Here is an 11803-nt window from a genome sequence, read left to right as displayed (position 1 = left end):
TCCTCACTCCGAGCGCCGAGCCTAGCGGCAGCCCCGGGTTAGGCAAGAGCAATGACGGTTCTATGACACCTTGCGGTCCCCGGCCCTCAACACGCCCTCCGCGCCGGCGAGGAAGGAGGCAACCGCAGCGATGACCTCCGGCGCGCTGACGATCCTTCGATGTCCGTGGCCATTGGCCCAGAGATGGCGGATATGCGGCGACACGCCGATATAGCGCTGCGCATGGCCGACATTGACCTCTTTGTCGTCTTCGGCATGCACCACGAGCAGCGGCCGATCGATGCGTCGTGCGACCGCGACACCATCAAGATCTTCGACCTGCGCGCCGACCAGATCCATGGCCCGATTGCGCATGGCGCCGACGCTGCCACGCCCAAGCCCCACCATGGCAGCAAAACCGTTGAACACCTCGCCCATGCTGGAAGGTGAACCGATCAGCGCGATCCTGGGCGCATTTAGCGGCTGCAGTTCCGGAAACACGCGCCCTGCCGCCATCATGACGGCGGCACCACCGAAAGAGTGGCCGACGACGCCATCGAACCGCCCAAAATGGCGCTCGGCGGCAACGATGGCTTCGGCCGCAATCTTGAGGTCGAGCCGGCGGCCGCTGGACGCACCGTGCCCCGGCAGGTCAAGGACCACCACTTCGGCACCCGTTTCACGCAATCCGAGCGCCATTTCGGAGAGATACTCCGCACGCGAGCCCCAGCCGTGGACCACAAGAAACCTTGGGGCAGAACCGCTCCCCGACTGCGAACTGAGATGGTGGGCGGCGGCCATGCCGCGCGTCAGTGCCAGACGAACGGTCGAGGCCTGACGCAGCCGACTGCGTCCGGCGATGAAGACCTGCCGTGCCTTTTCGCCTTTCGGGCGGCGGCTCGGGGTTCGACAGAAAAGCTCGAAGGCAATCCGGCCGGCAACGGTCGGCGAGACCTTCTCCAGCTGCGCGAAAGCCAGGCGGGTGACCTTGAGAGGAAAGGATGGCATAGTCGGAATCCCATCATAATGTTCAATGCTGAACAATAAAGTACAAGAATGAACGAAAAGCAAGCCTTCCCCTGGGACCATCCTCGTTTTCGCAGTTGGATATCGGTGGCGCGCGCCTGCCAGCTGATGCAGCAGGCACTCGCACGCGCGCTCGCTCCGCTCGACATCAAGCCACCGCACCTCGATATCCTGGTCAATCTCTACCGGTTCGAGGGGATTTCCCAGCAGGAACTCGCCCGCAAGCTTCTGGTTGGGCGCTCCAATATGAGCATGCTGTTGCCACAGATGGAAAAGCGCGGGCTTCTCGAGCGCAGGGCCGACCAGCGGGACAAGCGAGTGCTGAGACTTTTCCTGACGGAAGAGGGCCGGAGCCTGAGCGAGAAGGCGATGCAGATCCAGACGGAGCTCATCGAGCGGACACTGTCTGCAACGCCGCTCGACGACTGCCAACGCCTCGCCGAGACGATGGACCTCCTGATCCAGCGCATGCTCTCGTCCGACGTTCTGGTCGATCCTGACCTCAGCGAGGATCGCGGCTGAGTTTCTTCTCTGCCAGTTCCTGTTCGTAAGCCGCGAACTTTTCGCCGCCGATCTCACCGAGTTCGCGCAGATAGTTCCAGGTGAAGATGCCGGTATCATGGCCGTCGTCAAAGGCGATGCGAACGGCATAATTGCCTGTCGGCACCATCTGCCGGATTGCGACATTGCGCTTGCCCGGCACGGTGACTTTCTGGCCTGGACCATGACCCTGGACTTCTGCCGAGGGAGACAGCACGCGCAGCATCTCGGCAGGAAGAGCGGCGACTACGCCGTCATTGAAGCTCACGGTCAGCAGGCGCCTGTCCTTGGACACCTTCAGTTCGGTCGGCCAGATCTCGGTCATGCAGTCCTCGCAGTGTTCCAGGCAGTTGGCGCAGACCTAGGTCGATCCCGCTCCGTTTGCAATCCGAATTGATGCAACGGGCCGGTGTCAACTTGACGCCTGCAAGGCTTGGCACCACATTGATCCAAACACCCGGGAGAGTTTTTTGGATCATAGCCCCGCCGATTGGCGCCATGCAGAACCGCTCGTTGACCAAGCAAGCCCGATGATCGACCCCTTTGGCCGGTCGGTTACCTACTTGCGCGTCTCCGTCACGGATCGATGTGATTTCCGCTGCACCTATTGCATGGCGGAAAACATGACCTTCCTGCCGAAGAAGGATCTCCTGACACTGGAAGAGCTCGACCGGCTCTGTTCCGCCTTCATCGCCAAGGGCGTGCGCAAGCTACGCCTGACAGGCGGCGAACCGCTGGTGCGCAAGAACATCATGCATCTCGTACGCGGCCTCTCCCGCCATCTCGGCAGCGGTCTGGACGAACTGACCCTCACCACCAACGGCTCGCAGCTCGCCCGCCATGCCGCAGAGCTTGCGGATTGCGGCGTTCGCCGCATCAACGTGTCCATTGACACGCTTGATCCTGCAAAATTCAAGGAAATCACCCGCTGGGGCGAACTCGACAAGGTGCTTGAAGGCATTCGCGCGGCCCAGGCCGCCGGCATCGGCATCAAACTCAACGCTGTCGCTTTGAAGGATTTCAATGAACACGAGATTCTGGAGCTGCTGCGCTTCGCCCATGGCGAAGGCATGGATCTGACGCTGATCGAGACCATGCCCATGGGCGAGACCGGCGAAGACCGGACAGACCAGTATCTGCCGCTCTCCCTCGTGCGTCAGAGGCTCGAAGAACAGTTTACCCTCGACGAAATTCCCTACCGCACCGGCGGCCCCGCCCGTTATGTCGAGGTGAAGGAAACCGGCGGGCGCCTCGGCTTCATCACGCCGCTCACCCACAATTTCTGCGAAAGCTGCAACCGTGTCCGGCTGACCTGCACCGGCACGCTCTACATGTGCCTCGGTCAGGATGATGCCGCTGACCTGCGTACAGCACTGCGCGCCTCGGACGACGACGCCTATCTCTCTGCCGCGATCGACGAAGCGATTTCGCGCAAGCCCAAGGGCCACGACTTCATCATCGATCGCAACCACCGCAAACCAGCGGTGGCCCGCCACATGAGCGTCACCGGCGGCTAAGCGCCGCCGGCTTGTTCTTCACAGTTACGCCGACCGGCGATAAGCCTGTGGCGCACCGCGCTCAGTATCGGTCCGGAAGCGCGAGATCTTGTGCATCAGGATATCGACCCGCTGACGCAGGCCCTGGATCTCGGCATTGTTTTCCTCGACCATGGCGGCATTCTGCTGGGTAATCAGCTCGACATCACGCACGGCGGACGTCACCTCGCTGATGCCGGTTGACTGCTCACGGGTCGCCGCCGAAATGCGTTCCACCAGCGACTGCACCTCTTCGACCTGATCGATGATCGACTGCAGCGCGACACCGGTGTTCTCGACCAGTTCGACTCCCGATTTGACCTGATTGCCGCTGACTGAGATCAGCGTCTTGATCTCCTTCGCCGCATTGGCGCAGCGCTGAGCAAGGTCACGCACTTCCTGCGCGACGACAGCAAAGCCACGACCAGCCTCGCCGGCCCGAGCAGCTTCGACACCCGCATTCAATGCCAGCAGATTCGTCTGGAAGGCGATCTCGTCGATGACGCCGATGATGGTCGAGATCTTCTCAGAGGAACGGCTGATTTCAGCCATGGCCTCAACCGCCTTTTTGACCACCACGCCGGACTGGCGGGCGTGATCACGCGCCGACTGCACGGACTGGGCGGTACGCCCTGCCCCGTCGGCCGTCGAGCGTACGACATCGCTCAGATGCGAGAGCGCCCTCACGCTTTCCTCAAGCGCCGCCGCCTGCTGTTCGGTCCGGCGAGCAAGATCATCGGCAGACACCGCAAGGTTCTCCGTTCCGGCATTGATGTCGACGCTTGCCGCACGAACCTCTTCGAGCGTCGCACGCAGTGCTTCGACCGCCTGGTTGTATGTCGAGGCCATTGCGACGAAATCGGCCGGCAGGTCGTCACGCATGGAGACGTTGAGCTGGCCGTTGGCAAGTGCCTCAAGCACCGAGGACAGCGCTTCGAGCGCCGACCGCTGGTCGGCCTCGACGCGGGCCCGGTCCTGGGCACGCTGCGCGCTTTCCTGCTCCGAGCGCGTGCGCGCAGCTTCAGCCTCTTCTTCCAGTCGCCGGTTTTCGAGCGCCGCATCACGGAAAACGGTGACCGACCGCACCATATCGCCGATTTCGTCGCCGCGATTGCGGCCCTCGATCGGGACAGACAGGTCGCCACTCGCCAGTCGCGACATCACGCCGGTGATCCGCTTGAGCGGCGCACGCAGTGTCTCGACAAGCATCAGACCGCCGATGATCGCAAGCAGCGTCCCGACAACCATGGTGATCACGGAAATCGTCGCCGACCGTTCGCTGTCCTCGCGGCCGATTTCCTGGGCTTGGGCGACGAAATTTCGCAGCGATTCCATGGCGGCAGAAACGGCCGCATTGGCGGCCAGTCGCTCGTTCTGCCAGCTACGCCCGGCGTCGAGCCTAGCCTGGGACATCTCCGTGATTGCCGCCAGATGCGGTGCAATCTTTTGGGGGAAGTCGCGCAGTGCACTGTTCTTGGCGCCAAGTTCAGAGATCCGGCCGGCGACAGATTGAAGAGCGTCCATTTCGCGGATGACGACGATGCGGCGGTCGTCGTCGAGCGAACCCAGCATCTGCTGCACCCGCAACTCGATGGTCGCCACTCCGAGTGCTGCGGTATCGACGAGGGCCATCAGCTCCTTCTGTTCGGCAACGAGTCTGTCGAGACTGACGAAACGGTCGGCGGCGACATCGCTGTTTTTGGCGGCCTGCAACGTGATCTTCTGCTCGATCTCAACGAGTTCGGACAGCACAAGTCCGAGTTCCCGGGCCTTGGCATCAACCGGGTTGGATTGGGCAAGGATCGTTTCGATCTTGCCGATTGCGGCACCGACCTCGCCAACAAGGACTTTGCCCTTTTCGGAGGCGATCTCGTTCGCCTTGGCCAGATCCTTCTGCATCGGAGCGAGATAGAGTTTCGCTTCGTCGAGCTGTTCTTCCGGTGTGAAGGCCATCTGCACGCCGACACGCAATTTGCCGAGACGATCAAGCAGCGACTTGAAGGCGGAGGCGTCGAACAGCAATTCCTTGGCGAAGCGCTCCTTGCCGGCAAGATCGTCGCGGACGAAATCGACCTGCTTGACGATCTGCTGGCCCTCCGCCTGCAAGGCGGCAACGGCCGCGTTCAGGCCGGAATCCAGTTCCTCGCGCGCGGTCTTGTTGTCCCACAAGGTTGAAGTCTGAGCCCGCATCTGGACCGGCAACTGCGTCAGTGCCGATAGGTCGACGGTCTGAGCCTGCTTGGCGAGCACGCCATTCAGCACGCCGAGCCCCCTGTCCTGGCTGTCGATGGCCGAAAGAAGAGCTGCCCTGCTCTCCTCTGTCGGATCGAGGCTGAACTCCTGCAGGCCCTGCTGCAGCTTTTCCAGATCACTGATATTGCCGATCGTGGCACGCGTGACGGTCATATGCCCGTTGAGGGTGGTCGCAGTCCAATAGCCCAGGAGGCCGACACCGGCCATGAGCAGAACGAGAGGAACAACAAAAAGCAAAACTTTGGTGACGATCCTGCGACTTTGCAGGAGACGATCAATAAAACTCATGAGACCCTCGGGAAGGCCGAAATCCCGCGAGGTCATCGCGCAGGATCGAAGGAAAGGAGCCGCCTCATGCAGTTCCATCGGCGAGCTTGTCTTCGGGAGTTTGAGCAAAGGTTAACCGGATACCGCGTTTTTGGCACTGCAGCATCGTTTCAGGGCCATAACAGCTGGAATAAGGTTTCTCGCGCGTGCTCCTTGGTCTAGAACCGGCGGGTACGCACGGGAATCGAGCATGGCATTATCCGAGAACACCCGAGGCGCCCTTCTGATGGCGATCTCGATGGCGGGCTTCACCTTCAACGACGCTCTGACGAAATCGGTAACCGCTGAACTGACCGTGGCGCAGATCATGTTCGTGCGCGGCGCATTTACCGCGGTTCTGGTCTATATCGTTGCGCGCCGCATGGGTGCGCTCGACCACATCAAGAACATCCTGCAGCCCCTGATCCTGTTGCGCATCGCCTTCGAGACGGTCGCAGCCGTCGCCTTTCTCGCAGCACTCGGCCAGGTGCCGCTGGCCAATGCCTCGGCGATCCTGCAGTCTCTGCCTTTGGCCGTGACCCTTGGCGCCGCCTTGTTCTACAAGGAGCCCGTGGGCTGGCGTCGATGGACGGCGATCGGTCTCGGCTTCATCGGCGTGCTCGTCATCATCCAGCCAGGCCCTGAGGGCTTTACGCTCGCCTCCCTCTACATCGTCTTCTGCGTGATCACCGCAGCCGGCCGTGATCTCGTCACGCGGCGGATCGATCCGAGCATCTCGTCTCTCTCCGTCACCCTTTTCACCGCAGCCTCCATCTCCTTTGCCGGCCTGCTGCTCATTCCAGCCTTTGGTGGCTGGCAACCGATGTCCGGCAGCGCGCTCGGCAAGCTCGCCTTTGCCTCGATCTTCCTGTTTGCCGGCTATCAGGCGATCATCATGGCCATGCGCACCGGCGAGATCTCCTTCATCGCGCCCTTCCGCTACACCAGCCTGCTCTGGGCGGTGCTGCTCGGCATGATCTTCTTCGGTGAAGTGCCGGATGTCTGGATGGTCGTCGGCGCTGCCATTGTCATCGGCTCCGGCCTCTACACATTCTATCGCGAGAGCAAGCGGAAGGCGGCCCTCGCCCGCCGCGCCGATCCGGCCTCCCCGGGCTGATCTCGTTTGCAGTGCAAGGACATTTGAGCGTGCAGCAGCAGTCTCGCTTTTTCGACAGGACCACGGCCCCGCATATCGTCAGTCTCGTGGCGATTGCCGGATTGTCGGCCCTGACAATGAACATCTTTCTGCCGGCGCTGCCGGCCATGGCCCTCGATTTGCGCGTCGACTACGACCGTGTGCAGGTCCTGGTCTCAGGCTATATTGCGATGACCGCGCTGGTGCAGCTAGTCATCGGCCCTCTGTCGGATCGCTATGGCCGGCGACCGGTGATGATCGGCGCATTGCTGATCCTGATCGTTTCCTCGCTGGTCTGCCTGCTGGCAAGTTCGATCGAGGTCCTGACATTCGCCCGGATGATCCAGACGGCTGTGGTCGCGGGTCTCGTTCTCTCCCGCGCCATCATCCGCGACATGGTCCCCATGGACGAAGCGGCCTCGATGATCGGTTATGTGACCATGGGCATGACGCTCATCCCGATGGTCGGCCCGACGCTCGGCGGCGTGCTCAGCGACAATTTCGGCTGGCGCTCGAATTTCGCAGCCATCCTGATTGCAGCACTTGCCGTCCTGTTGCTCGTCTACCGCGATCTCGGCGAGACCAACCGCCAGAAGAGCGGCAGTTTTTCCGAGCAGTTCCGGGCCTGGCCACGGCTTCTCGCGTCCCCCCGCTTTTGGGGCTACACCATGGCCGGCACCTTCACGTCTGGCGCCTTCTTCGCCTTTCTCGGCGGTGCACCCTTCGTCGGCGGCACACTGATGGACCTGACGCCCAGCATGCTCGGCCTGCAATTCATGTTCATCGCATCTGGATATATCGCCGGCAACTATCTGTCCGGACGTTTCGCTCGCCGCGCAGGCATAGACATGATGATGCTGGTCGGCGGCGTGGTCGCCCTGGTCGGCGCCGCCATTCCGATCATCTTGCTTGCCCAGGGATATGTCTCCTATCTAGCCTTCTTCGCCCCGCAGGTCGTGGTCGGCTTCGGCAATGGCCTCTCCCTGCCGAGCACCAATGCCGGCATCGTCAGCGTCCGGCCGGAACTCGCGGGCTCGGCTTCCGGGCTCGGTGGCGCGATCACCATGGGCGGCGGCGCCTTCGTCTCCTGGCTTGCATCCCGAATCCTGTCGGTCGAAACCGGCGCCATGCCCTTGCTTCTCGTCATGCTCGCCTGCTGCATTCTGGCACTTGTCGCGGTCGTTTTCCTGCGCTTTGCGCCAGGGGAAGAGCGGTGAGCCTATGACGCACGAGTTCCGACCTCCCGCCGTCATTCTCGCTGGCGGCCTGTCACGCCGAATGGGCGCAGACAAGGCGGAACTGAAACTGCGAGCGATACCGCTAGCCCTAAGGGTGGCCGAACGGTTGCAGCCGCAGGCTTCCGCAGTCTACCTCAACGCTTCTGAAGGACATCCGCTTGCAGCGCGTCTCCCGCTGATCCCGGACACGCGTCCCGACCGGCCCGGTCCTCTCGCTGGAGTGCTGGCAGGCATGAAGCGATTTACCGAATTACCTGATGCGGCGACGCATCTCCTGACCACCCCCTGCGACACGCCCTTCCTGCCCAGCGATCTGGTGATGCGCCTGGCAGAAGTCGCGAGAAGCGAAGTGATCGTGCTGGCAGCCAGCAACGGCCGCACCCATCCGATCACGGCGCTCTGGCCGGTCGCTTTGGCAGAGGATCTCGAACATTGGCTTGATGACCCGAAGCATCGCCGCGTCTTCGACTACGTCGCCCGCCACCCGGTGGAGGTTGTGGATTTCGACCCCTACGAAGGGCCCTTTGGTCCAGTCGACCCCTTCTTCAACATCAATACGCCCGACGACCTCGCAATCGCCGAGGCCATCGTCGATCAGGGTTCAAGATGACCAAAACCCCGCGCATTTTCGGCATTGCCGGCTGGAAAAATTCCGGAAAAACCGGGCTTGCCGTGCGGCTGGTTGAGGAATTCACCCGGCGCGGCTACAAGATCTCGACCATCAAACACGCCCATCATGACTTCGACATCGACAAGGTCGGTGCCGACAGCTATCGGCACCGCGAGGCCGGCGCCCACGAGGTCGTCATCGTGTCCGGAACCCGTTATGCCATCATGCACGAGCTGCGTGGCGCTCCCGAACCGAGTTTCGAGGAAATCCTCGCCCGCATCGGCCCCTGCGACCTCGTGCTGATCGAAGGCTACAAGCGAGAGCCCGTCCCGAAGATCGAAGCGCGTCGGGAAGCATCCGCCAACCGAGAACCTCTGGCACCAACGGATCCGCACATCCGCGCGATCGCGGCTGATCACCGCGTCGAGGACACCGATCTGCCGGTCTTCGACCTCGACGACACCACGGCGATTGCCGACTTCATCGCCTCGGTCACGGAGCTGCCACCGCTGTCCTGACATACCCCCGACAGAAAAGGCCGCCGGATCGCTCCGGCGGCCTTCTTCGTTTCGTCAGTTGGTCGATCAATCGTTGCTCGACACACCGGCCGGGCGGACCAGCGTGGTCACGCGGCGGATCGCGACGCGACGGTTCTGCTGTTCGGCCGCTTCCGTGCGGATCTTCAGGAAGCGCTCGCCGTAGCCCTGGACCGACATGTTTTCCGGCGGGATGCCGTAAACTTCGGTCAGTAGGTTCGCGACGGTTTCTGCACGCCGGTCGGAAAGGACGAGGTTCGAACGATCCGAACCGACGGCGTCCGTATGGCCTTCGATCAGGAAGACTTCGCCCGGATCCTTTTCGAGCAGTTGCTCAATCGCCTGGGCAACCTTGCGCAGGGTACGAGCCTGTTCCAGCGGCACCTCGGCAGAACCCGACGGGAAGGTAATCGTATCGAGGTCGATACGACGAACCTTGTCGCGGATACGCGCCGACGACTTCACTTCGTCGATCGAATAGACGCGCTCGACACGCTCGACCGGCGGCTGGCCGAGGAACTCATAGTAGTCCCGGTCCGGCGAACGCGTTGTGCTGACGATGTAGTCGCTGACCGGAATGGTCAGACGCATCGGCGGCAAGGACAGACCGACGTCGACATACATGGTCGGACGTTCTCTGTCGGCTTCCGGCGAATACATCAGTACATATTCCCGACCGCGCGGAGAAATGCGCGAACGGATGATGATGTCACCGTAACGGTTGTACACCGTCACCAGCTTGCTGCCGTCGGCACGCTCGATGGTCTCACGCGTGCGGCCACGCGGGAGCTGCTCGTAATAGGTCTCCTCGGCATCGTAGCGCAGACGTTCGCGGTCGTCGCCACGAACAACGATCCGGTCGCCGACATTGATGACCGTGCGGTTATCGATCTGCTCGATGACCCGGACCTCTGTGACCTGATTGACCACGTTGTTCTGCACGATCGTGTTGTTGGTGACGTTATTGGTGACATTGTTGGTCACCGTGCTGTTCGACACGTTGTTGACGACGGTTGTCGGCACTTCGAAGGTCGGCGCAGCATCAAGCGTCGTGCCCTGCTCGGCAATCGTCGCCTGCATCGTCTCCTGATCGGCGGCGGTCGTTTCGACCTGAGCCTCAGCATCGGTTTCCGGCGGCGGCGCCACATCTTCCTGGGCACGCAATTCGTTGCGCTGCTCACGCACACCCTCGCCGCCCGTGTTGTCGGCATCCTTGTCGCTGTCGAGGACGGCTGCACCGTTTTCAACCGGCAGAACGACCGTCTCGGACGTCTGGGACGGATCCTCGGCGATGGCTTCCTTCTCTTCGGTCGTGCGGGTGTCGGTGATCTCCTGCACCGGCTGATCAGCCGGCGGTTCTACGGCAGGAACGAGCACTTGCTCGCCTTCCGGCTGGCCTTCGGCTGGTACGTCCTCACCGGTTGCCTGCTCTTCCACGGGCTGCTGGTCGGCCGGCTGTTCAGCCTGATTGGCAGGCACTTCGCCTTCGGTCGCCGGCTGTTCGCCTGCAGCGTCCTGACCGGGGCGCAGCTCTTCTTCGGCGGCAGGAGCCTGCTCGTCGGTCTGCTGGGGTGCAGCTTCCTCCTCGGTCGGCTGCTGCTCTTCGGCTGGCTGTTCTTCAGCGGGCTGCGGCTCCTCGGTCGGCTCAGTTGCGGGAGCCGGGCATTCAGCTTCTGAGGCTGCCTGCGAACCATCGGCACAAGTCACGGCCTGCGGTTCCTCGACAGGTTGCGCTTGTTCAGCCTGCTGCTGGGCTTCGGCCTCTGCGGCAGCCTGAGCTTCTGCTTCGGCCTGACGCTGAGCTTCCGCTTCTGCAGCGGCCTGGGCTTCTGCTTCTGCTGCTGCTGCCTGAGCCTCTGCCTCGGCGGCGGCCTGAGCTTCCGCTTCGGCCTGACGCTGTGCCTCCGCCTCGGCGGCTGCCTGGGCTTCGGCTTCGGCCTGACGCTGAGCTTCTGCTTCGGCGGCGGCCTGCGCTTCGGCAGCGGCCTGACGCTGAGCTTCCGCCTCAGCGGCTGCCTGGGCTTCTGCCTCAGCCTGACGCTGCGCCTCCGCCTCGGCGGCAGCCTGAGCTTCCGCTTCGGCCTGGCGGCGTGCTTCTTCCTCAGCCGCCGCCTGGGCATCGCGGGCAGCGCACGTCTCAGCATCAGGCGCTTCCGAGCCATCCGTGCAGGTGACGGCCTGGGCCAGCTGGATCAGCTGTTCTTCAGCCTGTCGCGTCTGCGTCTGGCGTTCTGGATGTCCGGTGACAGACGCAGCGACAGGCTTCGCCAGTACCGCGACAGACAGGACCGGGATTGCCACTGTGTTGAGCAATCTCTTGTTGAACATACCTTGCGTTTCCTTCCCTACGCACGGGCCGGTGACAGTGTCATCCGGGTCCGTGCTGTTGAATGCGTGCTCGATTGTGCGAACCGAAGCTGTGGCCAAACTAGATTTCTCATAATTAACCGTGGCTGAACGAGTTGGAGCGGCTTTTGCTCCACCAGACAACACCGGGCTGAACAAAAAAATGTCTTCCGTGGCCCCTGGTGGAATTAAGGGGGCAAATTTCGTCGATCACGCGGTTTGTAGTTGATTTCGGCTGCGAAACCAGACGAATATTGGGCCCAAGTGTGGTCGACTATACCACACGATCACGGACAGCC

General features: G+C 62.3%; 10 protein-coding genes. 6 read left to right on the top strand and 4 right to left on the bottom strand.

From position 1 onward, the window contains the following. Nucleotides 1-60 precede the first annotated feature (60 nt). The gene (locus tag BSY240_RS01655; RefSeq protein WP_069041202.1) at nt 61-987 is read right to left on the bottom strand and encodes an alpha/beta hydrolase; all 927 of its coding nucleotides are present in this window, start codon (nt 985-987) and stop codon (nt 61-63) included. A gap of 48 nt (nt 988-1035) precedes the next feature. On the opposite strand from BSY240_RS01655, the gene BSY240_RS01650 reads away from it, so the two are divergent. Further along, nucleotides 1036-1527, top strand: coding sequence for a MarR family winged helix-turn-helix transcriptional regulator (locus tag BSY240_RS01650; RefSeq protein ID WP_054151039.1), 492 nt, complete (start codon nt 1036-1038; stop codon nt 1525-1527). Here BSY240_RS01650 and BSY240_RS01645 read toward each other — a convergent pair. Further along, the gene (locus tag BSY240_RS01645) at nt 1508-1870 is read right to left on the bottom strand and encodes a gamma-butyrobetaine hydroxylase-like domain-containing protein (RefSeq protein WP_054151040.1); all 363 of its coding nucleotides are present in this window, start codon (nt 1868-1870) and stop codon (nt 1508-1510) included. The genes BSY240_RS01650 and BSY240_RS01645 overlap by 20 nt on opposite strands. Nucleotides 1871-2075: 205 nt before the next feature. Here BSY240_RS01645 and moaA point away from each other — a divergent pair, with 205 nt between their 5' ends. Continuing rightward, nucleotides 2076-3062, top strand: a complete 987-nt coding sequence (gene moaA, locus BSY240_RS01640) for a GTP 3',8-cyclase MoaA (protein WP_069043782.1) — start codon at nt 2076-2078, stop codon at nt 3060-3062. A gap of 24 nt (nt 3063-3086) precedes the next feature. Here moaA and BSY240_RS01635 read toward each other — a convergent pair whose 3' ends face one another. Next, on the bottom strand, nt 3087-5621 hold the full coding sequence (locus BSY240_RS01635; protein WP_069043781.1) for a methyl-accepting chemotaxis protein: 2535 nt from the start codon (nt 5619-5621) through the stop codon (nt 3087-3089). Between the two features lie 229 nt (nt 5622-5850). Here BSY240_RS01635 and BSY240_RS01630 point away from each other — a divergent pair, with 229 nt between their 5' ends. The 4 genes from BSY240_RS01630 to mobB are packed head-to-tail and all read left to right on the top strand — an operon-like array spanning nt 5851 to nt 9140. Next, the gene (locus tag BSY240_RS01630; RefSeq protein WP_069041201.1) at nt 5851-6756 is read left to right on the top strand and encodes a DMT family transporter; all 906 of its coding nucleotides are present in this window, start codon (nt 5851-5853) and stop codon (nt 6754-6756) included. Nucleotides 6757-6785: 29 nt separating this feature from the next. Beyond that, nucleotides 6786-7991, top strand: a complete 1206-nt coding sequence (locus BSY240_RS01625) for a multidrug effflux MFS transporter (RefSeq protein WP_069041200.1) — start codon at nt 6786-6788, stop codon at nt 7989-7991. 4 nt (nt 7992-7995) lie between these two features. After that, nucleotides 7996-8622, top strand: a complete 627-nt coding sequence (mobA, locus tag BSY240_RS01620) for a molybdenum cofactor guanylyltransferase MobA (protein ID WP_069041199.1) — start codon at nt 7996-7998, stop codon at nt 8620-8622. Beyond that, nucleotides 8619-9140, top strand: a complete 522-nt coding sequence (mobB, locus tag BSY240_RS01615) for a molybdopterin-guanine dinucleotide biosynthesis protein B (RefSeq protein WP_069041198.1) — start codon at nt 8619-8621, stop codon at nt 9138-9140. The genes mobA and mobB overlap by 4 nt, the downstream gene beginning before the upstream one ends. Nucleotides 9141-9206: 66 nt before the next feature. On the opposite strand, the gene BSY240_RS01610 is transcribed toward mobB, so the two are convergent. After that, the gene (locus BSY240_RS01610) at nt 9207-11486 is read right to left on the bottom strand and encodes an OmpA family protein (protein WP_069041197.1); all 2280 of its coding nucleotides are present in this window, start codon (nt 11484-11486) and stop codon (nt 9207-9209) included. Nucleotides 11487-11803 lie beyond the last annotated feature (317 nt).

The sequence above is a fragment of the Agrobacterium sp. RAC06 genome (assembly GCF_001713475.1).
In the GTDB taxonomy this organism is placed as follows: domain Bacteria; phylum Pseudomonadota; class Alphaproteobacteria; order Rhizobiales; family Rhizobiaceae; genus Allorhizobium.
This window is presented reverse-complemented; position numbering and strand designations above follow the sequence as displayed.